Below are 15,102 nucleotides of genomic sequence, written 5' to 3' on the forward strand. Positions count from 1 at the left end.
TTCCCCATTTCATGCCGGGAGCAAAGCCCGGACGGCCTTACGGCCGCACCGGGGCGGCTCCTGTCACCGAAATGCGCTGCGGCACCACACGTCATGTCATGCGCTCAAAGTTGGGGAGGCGGGACAGCTGCGAAATCGTCGAAGCGGCCGCTATCGGCCGCCGGCACCGGATCGGCGGCCTCGACGGGCGCCTTGCGGACGACACGGCGCACCGGAGCGGCCGACGCTGGCGCCGGTTCCGGCGCCAGCTGCGGCGTCACCTGCGCGGTCGGCAGCACGGTCGTGCCGAGCCTGCCGAGATCGGCCGGGATCGGTGGCGCGCCGCCATAGGGATTCCAGTTGGCAGCCATGATGTAGGAGCTGATCGTCATGCCGGTCATCACGGCGAGCAGGTTGGCCTCGGTCGTGTTCGGCTCGCAGAGGCGGAGCCGCAGCGTGATGGTGCCCTGCCCGATCGTCATGTTGGAATCGAGATCGGGTGTGCGGATGCGCTGCCAGGCATAGATGCAGGTATCGCCCTGCGCCGAGCCGCCCATGGCATAGCCGAACGAACCGTAGCGGTTCTGCGCGTAATAGGGCGAGACGCGCATCGGCACGCCCGGCAGGGCCTGGCGCATCTCGGCGCCGATGGCGCTCAGCGTGATCGCGGGATTGGCCTGGGTGTTCTCCGGCCCGGTCACCGATTTCACCGGCCCGAACAGCGTCGCCGTCACCATGTTCTGGCCGGGCGTGTGCGAGCGGTTGGAGAGGACGATCTCCTGGGTGGTCGAGTTGGCGTAGTGGCGCTCGATCACGCCGACGACGCCGGGACCGCCCGGCGGCATGTCGACGAAGGCCTTGTCGATCGTAACGCTGGTGGCGATCGAGCCCGACTGGATGTTGCGGCCGCCGATGCTGCCGCAGGCGGCCAGGCTCGCCAGCGCCAGGGCGCAACCGACCATTCCGAGGGGAGAGCGGGAAAAGGCCCGGTTCATCAGGCGGCACATCCCCGAGCGAGACCGGACGCCGCGCGGCGCCGCCCATTGACCCGGTTCCTAAGAATTCGCCGCATCGATCGTCCCCTGTGCGCCAGCAATTGCAATGTCCGGCCTGAACGGAACCCAGCCGGCTGCGACAGCCGATCAGCCCGGCTGCGAACAGCCACGGGCCTCGATGCTCAACCTCCTTCGAGCATGGTTAACAACCGGTTACCAAGGGATTGTTAAGGGCCGTTAATCTTGCACTGCGGCATAGGATCAACAGGGAAAAGTGCAGGCACGGGCTGAACTTGCGGCCGGGACCGCCGATCGCCCGCGCCCTCCATCACGGTTAACGCGCGGCCCTCAGATGATTCTGCAACCTGCGGACGAGATCGGCGCGCTCCACGTCCGGATAGGATTCGCGCGTCCCCTGCCCCCAGACCGGGCCGGGCCAGGCGGCGTCGTCGACGGAGCGGCCGATGACGTGCACATGCATCTGGCGAACAATGTTGCCGAGCGCGCCGACGTTCAGCTTGTCAAAGGTCGCGACCGCCCCGAGCGCCTCGCCGGCCCGCTTGATCTCGACGGCGAGCACGGCAAGTTCTGCCTCGTCGAGCTCGGTCCATTCTTCCAGTCCGGCCCTGCGCGGCAGGAGCAGGAGCCAGGGGAAGCGACGATCATCCATCAGACGCACCTGGCAGAGCGGCCACTCCGCCACCAGCACGCTGTCCGCGGCGATCCGCTCGGCGACTTCGAAAGCCGCGCTCACGCCGCATTCTCCGAAAGCAGCTTGTCGAAATAGGCGATGGTGTGCCGGAGTCCCTCGTCGAGCTCGATCGTCGGCTTCCAGTCGAGCAGCTGCCCCGCCAGCGTGATGTCGGGCTGGCGCTGGCGCGGATCATCCGAGGGCAAGGGCTGGAAGACTAGCTTCGAGGAAGAACCCGTCAGGGCGATCACCCGCTCCGCCAGCTGGCGGATGGTGAATTCGTTGGGATTGCCGATATTGACCGGCCCGGTGACGTCGTCGCCGGTCTCCATCAGGCGGACCATGCCGTCGAGCAGGTCGTCGACATAACAGAAAGAGCGCGTCTGCCGGCCCTCGCCATAGATGGTGATGTCCTCGCCGCGCAGCGCCTGCACGATGAAGTTCGACACCACGCGGCCGTCGTTCGGATGCATGCGCGGGCCGTAGGTATTGAAGATCCGCATCACCTTGATGCGCAGCTTGTGCTGGCGCCAGTAGTCGAAGAACAGCGTCTCGGCGCAGCGCTTGCCCTCGTCATAGCAGGAGCGGATGCCGATCGGGTTGACGTTGCCCCAGTAGTCCTCGGTCTGCGGATGCACGGAGGGATCGCCATAGACCTCGGAGGTCGAGGCCTGCAGGATCTTCGCCTTCACGCGCTTGGCGAGGCCGAGCATGTTGATCGCGCCATGGACGCTGACCTTGGTGGTCGCGACCGGATCGTGCTGGTAGTGCACGGGCGAGGCGGGACAGGCGAGATTGTAAATCTCGTCGACCTCGACATAGAGCGGAAAGGTCACGTCGTGGCGCATCAGTTCGAAGCGCTTGTGGCCGATCAGGTGCTCGATGTTGCGGCGGGAGCCGGTGAAGAAATTGTCGGCGCAGAGCACCTCGTCGCCGCGCGCCAGCAGCCGGTCGCACAGATGCGAGCCGAGGAAACCGGCGCCGCCGGTGACGAGTATCCGCTTGTTCGCGTGCATGAGTAACCCTTCGATTCGTGCGCGCCATACTGACCGCTCGCGCAGCGCCCGCCAATGCGGCCGATGCCCCGCGCCGGGGCTTTTCGGCCACAGGGGACCGAACAACATCATAACATCATCATGATGGCCCCGAATCGGCGCGAATACGCCTTGATTCCGTCATCGGCCGGGGTTTGCATCAGCTTGCAACCATGGCTGGCGAGTCTCGCCTGCCGGCCTGCCACCGCACACACCCGAGGCCGTCGTGTCCATCCCCGCCGAGAAGCGCTGCGTCGCCGCCGACGCGCGCTGGATCAGCCCGCTTCATCGGAGCGCGTGCTGATGTCTGCCGTGCTGCCATCCACCACCCACGAGCAGACAGAACGCGTCGTCGCCGGCATCCTCATCGCGCTGTCGGGCAACATCATGTTCGCTACCAGCGATGCGATCGTGAAGCTGCTGACGGCGCGCTACTCGGTGTTCCAGATCATCGTCAGTCAGGCCCTCTTCGCGCTGATCCCGCTGACGGTGATGATCCTGCGCAGCGGCGGCTTCGGCAGGCTCCGCGTGCATCATCCGCGCCTCGTGCTGCTGCGCGGCGCGCTCGCGGGCACCGCGACCGTGTTCGGCTTCTACAGTTTCTCGCAGCTGCCGCTGGCGGAAAGCTATTCGATCGCCTTCTGCACGCCGCTCTTCGTCACGCTGCTATCGATCCCGATCCTCGGCGAGAAGGTCGGGCTGCATCGCTGGGGCGCGGTCCTGGTCGGGTTCGTCGGCATCATCGTCATGGTGCGCCCGGGCTTCGAGACCCTGCATGTCGGCCACGCCGCCGCGCTCGTCGGCGCCGGCCTTGGCGCCTTCACCGTGCTGGTCATGCGTCGCATCGCCCGCGAGGAGGCCCACGCCGTCATGGTGCTGGCGGTCGTCACGGGCCTGATCGCCGTCAGCCTGCCGGGCATGATCCTGACCTTCCGGATGCCGACCCTGCCCGACATGGCGCTGTTCGCTTGCACGGGCCTGCTCATGGGCAGCGCCCAGTTCTTCGTGGCGAAGTCGCTGTCTCTGGCGCCCGCCTCGGTCATCGCACCGATGCAGTATTCGATGATCCTCTGGGCCATCATCTACGGCGCGATCCTGTTCGGCACCCAGGTCGATCCGGTCATGGTGTTCGGCGCGGCGATCGTGATCGGCAGCGGCCTCTACATCATGCACCGCGAACGCCGCCGCGCACGGCTGGGACGGTAGGGCCGAAGCAAGCCCCTCACCCTGCCCTCTCCCGCCAGCGGGCGAGGGTTTCGGCCGGCAGCCTTCATCAAGACCCAGCGCTTCAACAGCTCAGTCGAGCCCCTCTCCCGCTTGCGGGAGTGGGTTGGGGTGAGGGTCCTAGAACGTCGGCTCAGGCTGGCCCGCCGCGCGGCAGGCGGCCACCAGCGTGTTGGCCATCAGCATGGCGATCGTCATCGGGCCGACGCCGCCCGGCACCGGCGTGATCGCCGAAGCGATTGCGGCCGCCTCGGCATAGGCGACGTCGCCGACGAGGCGTGTCTTGCCCTCGCCGCGCTCCGGCGCCGGAATGCGGTTCATGCCGACATCGATGATCACGGCGCCGGGTTTGACCCAGTCGCCGCGCACCATCTCGGGCCGGCCGACCGCCGCGACGATGATGTCCGCCTTCCGGGCGAGCGCCGGCAGGTCGCGGCTGCGCGAATGGGCGACCGTGACCGTGCAGCTTTCCTGCAGCAGCAGTTGCGCCATCGGCTTGCCGACGATGTTGGAACGGCCGATCACCAGCGCGTCCTTGCCGGCGAGGTTTCCGCCGAGCACGCGCTGGATCAGCAGCAGGCAGCCCGCCGGCGTGCAGGAGACCAGCGCGCGATCCCGCTCGCCGATCGCAAGACGGCCGACATTGATCGGGTGGAAGCCGTCGACGTCCTTGGCCGGATCGATTGCCTCGATCACCTTCGACGTGTCGATGTGACGGGGCAGCGGCAGTTGGACGAGGATGCCGTGGATGGACGGATCGCGGTTCAGCTGGTCGACGATTGCCAGCACCTCGGCCTCGCTGGTCGAGAGCGGCAGCGTGTGCTGCACCGAATGGAAGCCGAGTTCCTTTGCCTTGCGCCCCTTGGCGCCGACATAGACCTGGCTCGCCGCGTCGTCGCCGACGAGCACGACGGCCAGACCGGGCGCGACGCCGCCGGCCGCGATCAGCCGGCCCGTCTCGGCCGCGACCTTGTCCGTGATCTCGGCGGCCACCGCCTTGCCGTCGATGACGGCTGCCGGAGCCTTAGCGGAAGACGACTGTCCGTGTGTCATTGAGAAGGACCCGATGCTCGATGTGGAACTTGACCGCTCGGGCCAGCACAGTGTTCTCGATATCGCGGCCAATGGCGATCATCGCCTCCGCCGACATGGAGTGATCGACGCGGCCGACATCCTGTTCGATGATCGGGCCTTCGTCGAGTTCGGCGGTGACGTAGTGCGCCGTCGCGCCGATCAGCTTGACGCCGCGCTCATGGGCTCGGTGGTAGGGCTTGGCGCCCTTGAAGCTCGGCAGGAAGGAGTGATGGATGTTGATGACGCGGCCGGCCAGGCGCGCCGACATGTTGTCCGACAGCACCTGCATGTATCGCGCGAGCACGACGAGATCGATCTTCTGCTCGTCGATCAGGGCGAGGATCTCGCCCTCCTGCTCGGCCTTGGTGCGGCCGTCCATCGGGATGTAGTGATAGGGCAGCCCCTCGCCCTCGACCCGGCGGCGCATCGTCTCGTGGTTGGAGACGACGGAGACGAGATCCATCGGGATCTGGCCGATCGAGTTGCGATAGAGCAGGTCGTTCAGGCAGTGCCCCATCTTCGAGACGAGGATCATGACGCGCGGCTTGACCTTCAGGTCATGCAGCTTCCAGTCCAGGTCATAGGCCGTCGCGACGGGCTCGAAGCCGCGCGAGAAGCTCTCGACCGTGGTTTCCTCGAGACCCGAGAACGAGACGCGCATGAAGAAGCGGCCGCTGTCAGCGTCGCCATACTGCGCGCTCTCGACGATGTTGCAGCCCTGCGAGGCGATGCAGTTCGCCACCGCCGCGACAATACCTCGACGATCGCCGCACGACAGGGTGAGGACAAAACGCGCGGGGTCGACTGACATGGGTCTACTAAGCCTCTTTGGAATGCGGCGGAGCCGGGCTCCGCAGGCGGGCAGCACTAGCGTCCGAGCCGCCGCGCCGCAACAGACAACTGCGTCGCACGAGGGAAAACCGCGAAACGCTTGCGCGCGCGGGCGGGCTCGGGACAGAGTGGGCGCGCCGCATACAGGAAATCGTCATGACCGAACCGAACTACGTCGTTGCCCCGCCGCCGAGCGTCTCGGTCGCGGTCCGCGATTCGACGGCCCGCTTCCCTGTGCATCGGATCTATTGCGTCGGCCGCAACTATGCCGCGCACGCGCGCGAAATGGGCCATGACGGCCGCGAGCCACCCTTCTTCTTCCAGAAGAACCCCGACGATCTCGTCGAGGCGGGCAAGCCGGCGCCCTACCCGCCCCAGACGGCCGACCTGCATCACGAAGTGGAGCTGGTGGTCGCGCTCGCCGAAGGCGGCAGCGATATCGCGGTCGAAGACGCGCTTGCGCATGTCTATGGCTATGCGATCGGCCTCGACCTGACGCGTCGCGACGTGCAGGCCGAAGCGAAGAAGGCCGCCCGTCCCTGGGCAACGGCCAAGGCCTTTGCGAATTCGGCGCCGATTGGGCCGATCGTTCCGGCCTCCGCAATCGGCCACCCCAAGTCTGGCCGGCTGACCGCGACCGTCAATGGCGAGCCGCGCCAGGACGGCGACATCGCCGACATGATCTGGTCGGTGCCGGAAATCATCTCCCACCTGTCGCGCTGGTTCCTCCTCGCGCCGGGCGACCTGATCTTCACGGGCACCCCGGCCGGCGTCGGCGAACTGAAACGAGGCGATGTCGTCGTCGGCGCGATCGAAGGTCTGGGCCAGCTCGAGGTTCGGATCGTTTGAGGCAGGGCTTCAACGGTTTTGAAACATGCCGATGGCATGATAGGGCCGACGGGTAGGCATTGCGGCCGCGACGACCGTCGCGGCTCGGAGGAACGAATGGCGATCGAACCGGTGCAGCATGGGGCGATCGCCTTCATTGCCAGCACGACAGCGGACGCGACCGAGGCGCAGGCGCGCCTGACGAAGCTCTATGGCGGCGTCGATCCGGAAGCGGCGGACATCATCGTCGCGCTCGGCGGCGACGGCTTCATGCTGCAGACGCTGCACCGCTTCATGAATTCGGGCAAGCCGATCTACGGAATGAACCGCGGCTCGGTCGGCTTTCTCATGAACGAGTTTCGCGAGGATGGCCTGCGCGAGCGGCTCGCCGCGGCCGTGCCCTCGACGCTGCATCCGCTGCGCATGGACGCCCACGACGCCATGGGCAACGAGCACCGCGCTTTCGCCATCAACGAAGTGTCGCTGTTCCGCCAGTCCTACCAGACGGCGAAGCTGCGCATCTCGATCGACCAACAGGTCCGGCTCGAGGAACTGATCGGCGACGGCGTGCTGGTTTCGACGCCGGCCGGCTCGACCGCCTACAATCTCTCGGCGCATGGGCCGATCCTGCCGATCCACGCGCCGCTGCTGGCGCTGACGCCGATCAGCGCCTTCCGGCCGCGCCACTGGCGTGGCGCGCTGATCCCGGACCGCGTCACCGTGTCGATCGACGTGCTCGAGCCGGAAAAGCGGCCGGTCAACGCGGTCGCCGACCACACCGAGATCAAGTCCGTCCTAAAGATCGCAATCAAGCAGGACCGGCGCGCCAAGAGCCTGATCCTGTTCGATCCCGGCCATAGTTGGGACGACCGCATCCTGGCCGAGCAGTTCCGCTACTAGTCTGCCGTCGGCCGGAACAGTCCCTCACCCCAACCCTCCCCCGCGAGCGGGAGAGGGTTGGGGTGAGGGCTTTCTTTTCGAAGGGAGGCCGTCCGGCTCAGGCGACCGGCGACCACTCGCTGACGATATCGGCGAGCGCGGGGCGCGGACGCTCGAACGGATCGGTATTCGGCGTGCCGACATAGACGAGCCCGACCAGGCGCTCCGTATCGGCGAGGCCGAGCACGTGGCGCGCCTCGGCGTCATAGGTGACCCATTCGGTCAGCCACTGGGTGGCGAAACCCATCGCATTGGCAGCGACGATCAGGTTCATCGCCACGGCGCCGGCCGACATCAACTGTTCCCATTCCGGGATCTTCACATGCGGCGCGGCGCGGCTGACCACGGCTACCACCAGCGGCGAGCGCAGGAAGCGGTTCTTCTCATGCGCCAGCGACTTCTCATCGATGTCGGGCCGGTTCTTCAGCAGCACAGCCGCCGTCGCCTCGCCTGCCGCGGCGCGCGCATCGCCCCGGAACAGGATGAAGCGCCACGGCGCGAGCTTGCCATGATCCGGGACGCGGCTGGCGATGGTCAGCAGGTCGGTCAGTTGTTCCGGCGTCGGGCCGGGCTCGACGAGGTTCATCGACGGGAACGAACGGCGTGTCTTCAGAAGCGAAATCGTATCTGTCATGGGGACCGCGAACAGGGAGGACCGGGAACTGGCGGGCGGCTTGCGACAGGCAAGGCGCGGCTGGCTGCCCCTGACATCGGACGAATCCGTCCCCATTACAACCCCCGGCCCCCCGCCGGCCGCCGCGCCCTCTGGCGGATCGGCCGCGACGCAGCGCGTCCGAGGTCTTGAAATCGCCACGCTGATCGGGCTCTAACGGGACACGGCACGATCGATCGAGACTGGGACCCGGATTTGCGCGAGAACGCTTCACACTGGTTGCTGCGGCAGGCCCGGACTGCGGGAAGCGCCAGCTTCATCGTTCTCGCGCTCTGCACCGGCCCCGCGCTCGGGCAGGACGCGCCGCCGATCCCGCCAGCCGACATTCCCGATGGCGCGGCCCCATCCGATCCGATGTCGCTGACGCCGCTGCTACCGGAGAAGATCGATCCGGCGGCGCTGCTCAAGACCGGCAAATCGGACATGACGAGCTCCAAGCCGACCGAGAGCCGGCCGCAACCGGGGCTGATGCTCGAAGCCAAGCTGGTCGATGGCGGGCCGACGATCCCCAAGGGCGTCGTCTGGCGCGTCTTTTCGAAGACGCCAGGCAAGGACGGCAAGTTGCCGCTCGTCCGCGAGGTCGAGGGCGGCGCGGTCAGCCTGCCGCTGAAGCCGGGCGATTATGTCGTGCACGCCGCCTATGGCCGCGCCGGCGGCATGAAGCCGATCAGCTTCACCGGCGGCGACGAATACGAGACGCTGGTGCTCAATGCCGGCGGCCTCAAGCTGGACGCGCTGGTGGGCAAGGACCTCGCGCCCATCCCCAACCTGGTCAAGTTCGACATCTTCCCGGGAGACGGGGCGTCCGGCGAGGACCGTTCTCCGCTCGTCCCGGCGCTGCGCGACGACCAGATCGTGCGTCTGAACGCCGGCACCTATCACATCGTCAGCCGCTATGGCGACGCCAACGCCATCGCCCGCGCCGACATCGTCGTCGAGGCCGGCAAGCTCACCGAAGTGCGGATGTTCCACCAGGCGGCGCGGATCACGCTGAAGCTGGTCTCTGAAAGCGGCGGCGAGGCCCTCGCGAACACCTCGTGGAGCGTCATGACGCCGGCCGGCGAAACCGTTTTCGACAGCGCCGGCGCCTTTCCGGACGTGGTGCTCGCCATCGGCGACTACACGGCCATCGCCAAGCACGACAACCAGATCCACGAGCGCAACTTCAAGGTCGAGCCCGGCCTCAATCGCGAGATCGAGGTTCTGGCGAAATAGGCCAGAGCTTGGCCCTTTCCCTGCCGCAAAAGCGCGCCCGGCGTGCTCGACAGGCCCCTGTCCGGGCCCGGACTGGCCGGATCCTACCCCTTTCGACTTAGACGATGACGGTTGCCGCCTCGGATCTACTTGGGGCGCCACTTTGCAGCGGCTTTCCGGACGCGGAAGTCGATCACGACCACTTCGGTTCCAAATGGCGTTTTGCGCGACATTGACGTAACGGCAACCCCATGGCGGACCGTCGTTTCTCTGCCCGGACGTAAAGAAGCCTGTAGATTCCGCGCGTGCATCGCGCGCTCTCACAACTGCGTTACACTTGGGTAGTGCCGGGCGAGTTCGGCCCAGTCCGTTTCATCCCATGAATTGGCGAAGCCGAATTAACCGGATATTCACCATAGTGAACGGCGTCATATTTTTTTCGTTAAAGCGAAATCTGAAACAATCCACAGCTATTTTTGAGCAACGAGCCCGCACCTGCGAAACGCAGATCCGATCTGATGCCGGAGATCACTCTCCCCGTAGCGGCGAAATCGCATCGCTTTTCCCAATCAATTCTTCAAATATTTTGATGAAAAAGCCGCCCATCGAACGGATACTTGTACTTCGATACTGCCCCAATCCCCTTCAATACAGGATCGGAATGGCCTAGTTTTGGGCACTGGAGAACGAAGCTCTGGCAGGGGACTTCGCCCTCTCGACTCCTTTTGTATTTTGTATTTTGGACAAGGGGTTCACATCATGTTTCGGCGAATGAATTCGCCTGTCCAATTGCTTGGACCGGCATCGCGATTTATTGCCCTCGCAGCAGTCCTTTGGATGGTGGCCCCGCCCCTCACCTACGCCCGCGGCCACGGCTCCAGTTCATCCCCCAGCAGCACCAGCGGCACCACCGGCGGGTCGAGCACCTCGACCAGCAGCAGCGGCGCGCAGACATCGCAATCCGACGGCGGGTCGGCCACCGCGGCCGGAGCCGGCACCAGCGCCACCGCCAGCGTCTCGAACGAAGGCGGCGTGATGCAGGCCTCGTCGTCCGCGACGGGCGCCGCCGGCGCTTCGGCGACCACGCCGACCGACGAAACCTCGGCGACCGCCGGCACGACCGTGACCGCCGTCGCCGTTGCGGGCGACACACCGACCGCGACGACTTCGTCCGGCACGGAAACCACCGCCACGGCCATCGGCGGCAAGAATCCCACGACCACAGCCACCGGAGGAACCGTCGTGACGCGCAAATTGCGCGGCGGCGGCTCGGAATCAATCGCCTACACCGATACCGGCGCCTACTCGATCGCGATTTCGACCCGCACCAGCGCCACGGCGATGTCGAGCACCTTTGCGGCGGGCAGCGCGTTCACGGCGAGGGACGTCTATGCGGCGGCCCGCAGCGCGGCGACCGCATACGCCCACGCCACCCAGACCAATGCCACGGCATGGGCCCGGGCAACCGCCTTCGCCAAGGGCAAGACGCCGACCGGCTTGTCCAGCGCGTCGAGCAGCTCATTCGCCAGCGCCAACTTCAACAACCGCGCGTCGACGACCAATTTCGGCCTCGGCAGCAACCTTGGCAGCGGCCCCTTCAAGACGGTTCGGATCGCCAGCCTGAACGGCAAGGGCGCCACCACCTGCGTCTGGAGCCAGCAGCAGAAGACCCTCTACTGCCAGCCGTTCCGCTAGGTCGGTAGCCGCGGAACAGCGCTCGGAGTACACATCATGCGTATCACCTGCCCTATCCATCCCGCCAAGCTCGCCGCCCTCAGCCTCGCCGCCGGCCTGCTGGCCGTCGGCGCCACCGGAGCAAACGCCAGCAACACCGGCGGGAACACCATGCTGAACGATCCCGCCGACTGGTTGCTCCGCCAGGCCGAAACCCTGACGCCGGGAGGCGGCATGACCACCGCGCAGAGCAGCGCTTCGGCCTGGTCCCAGAGCAACGGCGATCACGGCATGACCGTGACCACGACCCGATCCGGCGACGTCACCAGTTGCATGGTCGTCGAATGGAAGCGGGAGAACGGCGCCATCCGGAAATGGCAATACCGCTGCGACGCCCAGCCCTGATCGGACCGGCCCGGACCGGGCAGGGATCGGCAAGCCGCCGGAAGAAAATGCAGAGGTTCATCCAAGTCTATTGCGGTTCCCTTTGACGGGAACAATCAGGGGAGTTTCAAGCATGCGTCCGTATTCCATCACCAAAATATCGCTTGTGACGTCAGCGGCGCTGGTATCGCTTCTCGCCTTCAGTAGCGCCCCTCTGGCCGCCGGCTCCGCCACCAGCAGTAGCGGCAGCCATTCGAGCGCCTCCTCATCCGGCCCCTCCGGATCCGCTAGCGCCTCCAACACCTCAAGCGGTAGCGCGAACGGCAGTGGCGGCGGCGGGTCGGCCAGCGCCGGGGCCAATGGTACGTCAACCAGCGGCGCGAATGCGTCGTCGTCTGGAATGGGCAGCGCCGGGGCCTTGGCCTATGGCGGGTCGGACTCCACCGGCAATGGCTGGGATGGGGGTACGGCTACTGCGACACAAACAGCCAAGGTAGGCACGTTCGCTGGCGCCTACTCCGAGGGCCCGGACGGCGATCCGGGCCCAGGTCCAGGTCCAGGCCCAAATCCGAATCCATCGCCGAACGGCTTCTTGGCCAGGTTGTTCGGCTCGAGCAACCAAACCGGATCGAATATCGACTGCACGAACTACAAGCCGACAACCTGGAACCAGGCAAAATACTGGAAGTATCACTGCGAATATAGGCGATAGAATTTCGCAGAATAACTCACGATTCTTGATCACATATATTTCAATCAGAATTCATTTCAAATTACGAAATAATAAGAAATAATCAGACTTGGCGCCGACTTACGATTATCGCGACGCCACAAATGTCGAAGTATCGCGTAAACCAAGGGAGTTATACTATGACCAAGTATCGTACTGCCCTCGTCGGCGTTGCCGCTTCAGCATTGTTCGTGCTTGCCTCCGCTTCGGCTATGGCGGGCCAGGCCTCCAGCTCTGCCACGCAGAGCGCCGGCGGCACTTCCACGACATCGTCGACCGTGACCGGTAGCGGCTCCGCCGGCTTGGCCAGCGGCAGCGGCGGCGCCACTGGTGCCAGCACGAGCACGTCCGGAAGCTCGTCGACCACGCAGACGGCCTCTTCGAGCAACAGCTGGGGTTCGGTCGGCGTGGCCGGCGCCATCGGCGGTTCTTCGGGCAGCGCTGGTAGCGATTATCACGGCGGTGGCGGCGGCTCGGGCTTCTTCGGTGGCCATGGCGGCGGCGGAACCTCGGGCGGCTCGTCGCAGGGCAGCTCGGCAGGCACCGGCGGTCTCAGCTTCTCTTGGGGCCCGTAACAGGCTCCTGACTGCTTGCGGGTTCGTATCGAGTACTGCGAGCAAAAAAACGGCCGGGGGAAACCCCGGCCGTTTTTCGTTTCTTCAATACGTCGAAGGCTTAGCCTTCGAGTTGCGCCCGGATCAGGTCCGGCGGGGTCGCCTCGGCAACCAGCGACGCGATCGCCTCATCCAGCGACATCGACACCTGATCGCGCGACCCGATGCGGCGCAGGTTCACCGTCTGCTCTTCCGCCTCGCGCTTGCCACAGACCAGGATCACCGGGATCTTGGCCAGCGAGTGCTCGCGAACCTTGTAGTTGATCTTCTCGTTGCGAAGATCGACCTCGGCGCGCAGGCCGGCCTTGCGAAGCTTGGCGACGACCTCTTCCGCATAGGCATCCGAATCCGAGGTGATCGTCGTGACGACCACCTGCTGCGGCGCGAACCAGAGCGGGAAGTGTCCGGCGAAGTTCTCGATCAGGATGCCGAGGAAGCGCTCCATCGAGCCGCAGATGGCGCGGTGGATCATCACCGGCGTCTTCTTGTTGCTGTCGGAATCGACATAGAAGGCGCCGAAGCGTTCCGGCAGGTTGAAGTCGACCTGCGTCGTGCCGCACTGCCATTCACGGCCGATCGCATCGCGCAGGGTATATTCGAACTTCGGACCGTAGAACGCACCCTCGCCTTCGAGGATGCCGGTCTTGATCTTACCGCCCGACTGCTCCTCGATCGTCTTCAGGACCCTGGTCATGACCTCTTCGGCATGATCCCAGTTCTCATCCGAGCCGACGCGCTTTTCCGGACGCGTCGACAGCTTCACGACGATCTCGTCGAAGCCGAAATCTGCATAGGTCGAGAGGATCAGTTCGTTGATCTTCAGGCACTCTTCCGCCATCTGCTCTTCGGTGCAGAAGATGTGGGCGTCGTCCTGCGTGAAGCCGCGCACGCGCATCAGCCCGTGCAAAGCGCCAGACGGCTCGTAGCGATGCACCGCGCCGAACTCGGCGAGGCGCAGCGGCAGGTCGCGATAGGACTTCAGGCCGTGCTTGAAGATCTGCACATGGCCGGGGCAGTTCATCGGCTTGATCGCGAAGACGCGCTCGTCCTCGGTGTCGTCGCCGGCCGACTGCGCCGCGAACATGTTCTCCTTGTACCAGCCCCAGTGGCCCGACGTTTCCCAGAGCGACTTGTCGAGCAGCTGCGGCGCGTTGACCTCCTGGTAACCAAGCGGACGCAGCCGCCGGCGCATGTAGGAGATCAGCTCCTGGAACATCGTCCAGCCCTTGGCGTGCCAGAAGACGACGCCCGGTCCCTCTTCCTGGAAATGGAACAGGTCCATCTCGCGGCCGAGCTTGCGATGGTCGCGCTTCTCCGCCTCTTCCAGCATGTGGAGATAGGCGTCGAGCTGGACCTGGTCATGCCAGGCCGTGCCGTAGATGCGCGTCAGCATCGGATTGTTGCTGTCGCCACGCCAATAGGCGCCGGCCACCTTCATCAGCTTGAAGGCGGAACCGATCTGTCCCGTCGAGGCCATGTGCGGGCCGCGGCAGAGGTCGAACCAGTCACCCTGGTTGTAGATCTTCAGATCCTGGCCTTCCGGGATCGCGTCGATCAGCTCGACCTTGTAGGCCTCGCCCTTGTCGGAGAACACCTGCTTGGCGTGGTCGCGCGACCAGACCTGCTTGGTGAAGGGAGCGTTGCGCGCGATGATCTCGCGCATCTTCTGCTCGATCTTCGGCAGGTCCTCGGTCGTGAAGGGCTCGTTGCGGGCGAAATCGTAGAAGAAGCCGTTCTCGATCACCGGGCCGATGGTGCATTGGGTGCCGGGGAAAAGCTCCTGCACCGCCTCGGCCATCACATGCGCCGCGTCATGGCGGATCAGCTCGAGCGCGCGCGGGTCGTCGCGCGTCACGATCTCGAGCTTCGCATCACGGGTGATCGGGTCGGAAAGGTCGGACAGCACGCCATCGAGGGTCATGGCGACCGACTTCTTGGCGAGCGACTTAGAAATGCCTTCGGCGATCGCCTTGCCGGTCACACCGGCGTCGAACTGGCGAACGGAACCATCGGGAAATGTCAGATTGATCATATCTGTCTCCTGCTCACTCCCGCAGACGAACGCGGGTAAGCGGTTGGGCTGAAAGAAAAGCGAGATCCGGACCCCGCCCCACCGGCCGACAATGCCGGTGCGAGACGGCTATACGATGGCAGCGCGCCATTCAAGCCGCAGTCCCCAAATGGGAACGAAACCGGCGGAAATCGAGCGCCCGGCCCGCTTTCCGCCGATGATGGCGC

The 15,102-nt window shown here is 65.4% G+C and carries 16 protein-coding genes; 7 read left to right on the forward strand and 9 right to left on the reverse strand.

The window, feature by feature from the left end:
• Window positions 1-104 precede the first annotated feature (104 nt).
• The 3 genes from bcsN to WFK98_RS11965 all read right to left on the reverse strand — a co-directional run bounded on the left by bcsN (window position 105) and on the right by WFK98_RS11965 (window position 2,681).
• Window positions 105-974, reverse strand: a complete 870-nt coding sequence (gene bcsN, locus WFK98_RS11955; protein ID WP_336800368.1) for a cellulose biosynthesis protein BcsN — start codon at window positions 972-974, stop codon at window positions 105-107.
• Window positions 975-1,308: 334 nt separating this feature from the next.
• Window positions 1,309-1,728 (reverse strand): HIT domain-containing protein, encoded by a 420-nt coding sequence (locus WFK98_RS11960; RefSeq protein ID WP_336800369.1) that lies wholly within the window; start codon window positions 1,726-1,728, stop codon window positions 1,309-1,311.
• Complete coding sequence (locus WFK98_RS11965) at window positions 1,725-2,681, reverse strand: UDP-glucuronic acid decarboxylase family protein (RefSeq protein ID WP_266338214.1); 957 nt, start codon at window positions 2,679-2,681, stop codon at window positions 1,725-1,727. Before WFK98_RS11965 ends, WFK98_RS11960 begins: the two co-directional genes overlap by 4 nt.
• 321 nt (window positions 2,682-3,002) lie before the next feature.
• On the opposite strand from WFK98_RS11965, the gene WFK98_RS11970 reads away from it, so the two are divergent.
• Window positions 3,003-3,905 (forward strand): DMT family transporter, encoded by a 903-nt coding sequence (locus tag WFK98_RS11970; RefSeq protein ID WP_336800370.1) that lies wholly within the window; start codon window positions 3,003-3,005, stop codon window positions 3,903-3,905.
• A 138-nt stretch (window positions 3,906-4,043) separates the two neighbouring features.
• On the opposite strand, the gene folD is transcribed toward WFK98_RS11970, so the two are convergent.
• Window positions 4,044-4,976, reverse strand: coding sequence for a bifunctional methylenetetrahydrofolate dehydrogenase/methenyltetrahydrofolate cyclohydrolase FolD (gene folD / locus WFK98_RS11975; protein WP_266338216.1), 933 nt, complete (start codon window positions 4,974-4,976; stop codon window positions 4,044-4,046).
• Window positions 4,948-5,808, reverse strand: coding sequence for a formyltetrahydrofolate deformylase (gene purU, locus WFK98_RS11980; protein WP_336800371.1), 861 nt, complete (start codon window positions 5,806-5,808; stop codon window positions 4,948-4,950). The genes folD and purU overlap by 29 nt, the downstream gene beginning before the upstream one ends.
• 176 nt (window positions 5,809-5,984) lie before the next feature.
• On the opposite strand from purU, the gene WFK98_RS11985 reads away from it, so the two are divergent.
• Both WFK98_RS11985 and WFK98_RS11990 read left to right on the forward strand, forming a co-directional pair.
• Window positions 5,985-6,677 (forward strand): fumarylacetoacetate hydrolase family protein, encoded by a 693-nt coding sequence (locus tag WFK98_RS11985; RefSeq protein WP_336800372.1) that lies wholly within the window; start codon window positions 5,985-5,987, stop codon window positions 6,675-6,677.
• Between the two features lie 96 nt (window positions 6,678-6,773).
• Window positions 6,774-7,556 (forward strand): NAD kinase, encoded by a 783-nt coding sequence (locus WFK98_RS11990; RefSeq protein WP_266338219.1) that lies wholly within the window; start codon window positions 6,774-6,776, stop codon window positions 7,554-7,556.
• Between the two features lie 97 nt (window positions 7,557-7,653).
• Here the strand turns inward: WFK98_RS11990 and WFK98_RS11995 are convergent, their stop codons facing one another.
• Window positions 7,654-8,229: a nitroreductase family protein gene (locus WFK98_RS11995; RefSeq protein ID WP_336800373.1), complete on the reverse strand. Its 576-nt coding sequence runs from the start codon at window positions 8,227-8,229 to the stop codon at window positions 7,654-7,656.
• Window positions 8,230-8,463: 234 nt separating this feature from the next.
• On the opposite strand from WFK98_RS11995, the gene WFK98_RS12000 reads away from it, so the two are divergent.
• Complete coding sequence (locus WFK98_RS12000; protein ID WP_336800374.1) at window positions 8,464-9,483, forward strand: hypothetical protein; 1,020 nt, start codon at window positions 8,464-8,466, stop codon at window positions 9,481-9,483.
• Between the two features lie 836 nt (window positions 9,484-10,319).
• Here the strand turns inward: WFK98_RS12000 and WFK98_RS12005 are convergent.
• On the reverse strand, window positions 10,320-10,679 hold the full coding sequence (locus WFK98_RS12005; RefSeq protein WP_266338222.1) for a hypothetical protein: 360 nt from the start codon (window positions 10,677-10,679) through the stop codon (window positions 10,320-10,322).
• Between the two features lie 25 nt (window positions 10,680-10,704).
• Here WFK98_RS12005 and WFK98_RS12010 point away from each other — a divergent pair, with 25 nt between their 5' ends.
• Both WFK98_RS12010 and WFK98_RS12015 read left to right on the forward strand, forming a co-directional pair.
• A complete protein-coding gene (locus WFK98_RS12010) occupies window positions 10,705-11,157 on the forward strand; it encodes a hypothetical protein (RefSeq protein WP_336800375.1) in 453 nt (150 codons plus the stop codon).
• 36 nt (window positions 11,158-11,193) lie between these two features.
• Window positions 11,194-11,541 (forward strand): hypothetical protein, encoded by a 348-nt coding sequence (locus tag WFK98_RS12015; RefSeq protein ID WP_336800376.1) that lies wholly within the window; start codon window positions 11,194-11,196, stop codon window positions 11,539-11,541.
• A 57-nt stretch (window positions 11,542-11,598) separates the two neighbouring features.
• Here the strand turns inward: WFK98_RS12015 and WFK98_RS12020 are convergent, their stop codons facing one another.
• On the reverse strand, window positions 11,599-11,880 hold the full coding sequence (locus WFK98_RS12020) for a hypothetical protein (RefSeq protein WP_336800377.1): 282 nt from the start codon (window positions 11,878-11,880) through the stop codon (window positions 11,599-11,601).
• A 510-nt stretch (window positions 11,881-12,390) separates the two neighbouring features.
• On the opposite strand from WFK98_RS12020, the gene WFK98_RS12025 reads away from it, so the two are divergent.
• Window positions 12,391-12,825, forward strand: a complete 435-nt coding sequence (locus WFK98_RS12025; protein ID WP_336800378.1) for a hypothetical protein — start codon at window positions 12,391-12,393, stop codon at window positions 12,823-12,825.
• Window positions 12,826-12,925: 100 nt separating this feature from the next.
• Here the strand turns inward: WFK98_RS12025 and thrS are convergent, their stop codons facing one another.
• A complete protein-coding gene (thrS, locus tag WFK98_RS12030) occupies window positions 12,926-14,896 on the reverse strand; it encodes a threonine--tRNA ligase (RefSeq protein ID WP_336800379.1) in 1,971 nt (656 codons plus the stop codon).
• Window positions 14,897-15,102: the final 206 nt, after the last annotated feature.

Source organism: Kaistia sp. MMO-174, from assembly GCF_037147815.1.
Classification (GTDB): domain Bacteria; phylum Pseudomonadota; class Alphaproteobacteria; order Rhizobiales; family Kaistiaceae; genus Kaistia; species Kaistia nematophila.

Bases quoted from the DNA above. Each gene is read 5' to 3' on its own strand.
- bcsN (WP_336800368.1), bottom strand. From the start codon at position 974: ATGAACCGGGCCTTTTCCCGCTCTCCCCTCGGAATGGTCGGTTGCGCC.
- WFK98_RS11965 (WP_266338214.1), bottom strand. From the start codon at position 2,681: ATGCACGCGAACAAGCGGATACTCGTCACCGGCGGCGCCGGTTTCCTC.
- WFK98_RS11970 (WP_336800370.1), top strand. From the start codon at position 3,003: ATGTCTGCCGTGCTGCCATCCACCACCCACGAGCAGACAGAACGCGTC.
- folD (WP_266338216.1), bottom strand. From the start codon at position 4,976: ATGACACACGGACAGTCGTCTTCCGCTAAGGCTCCGGCAGCCGTCATC.
- purU (WP_336800371.1), bottom strand. From the start codon at position 5,808: ATGTCAGTCGACCCCGCGCGTTTTGTCCTCACCCTGTCGTGCGGCGAT.
- WFK98_RS11985 (WP_336800372.1), top strand. From the start codon at position 5,985: ATGACCGAACCGAACTACGTCGTTGCCCCGCCGCCGAGCGTCTCGGTC.
- WFK98_RS11990 (WP_266338219.1), top strand. From the start codon at position 6,774: ATGGCGATCGAACCGGTGCAGCATGGGGCGATCGCCTTCATTGCCAGC.
- WFK98_RS11995 (WP_336800373.1), bottom strand. From the start codon at position 8,229: ATGACAGATACGATTTCGCTTCTGAAGACACGCCGTTCGTTCCCGTCG.
- WFK98_RS12015 (WP_336800376.1), top strand. From the start codon at position 11,194: ATGCGTATCACCTGCCCTATCCATCCCGCCAAGCTCGCCGCCCTCAGC.
- WFK98_RS12025 (WP_336800378.1), top strand. From the start codon at position 12,391: ATGACCAAGTATCGTACTGCCCTCGTCGGCGTTGCCGCTTCAGCATTG.
- thrS (WP_336800379.1), bottom strand. From the start codon at position 14,896: ATGATCAATCTGACATTTCCCGATGGTTCCGTTCGCCAGTTCGACGCC.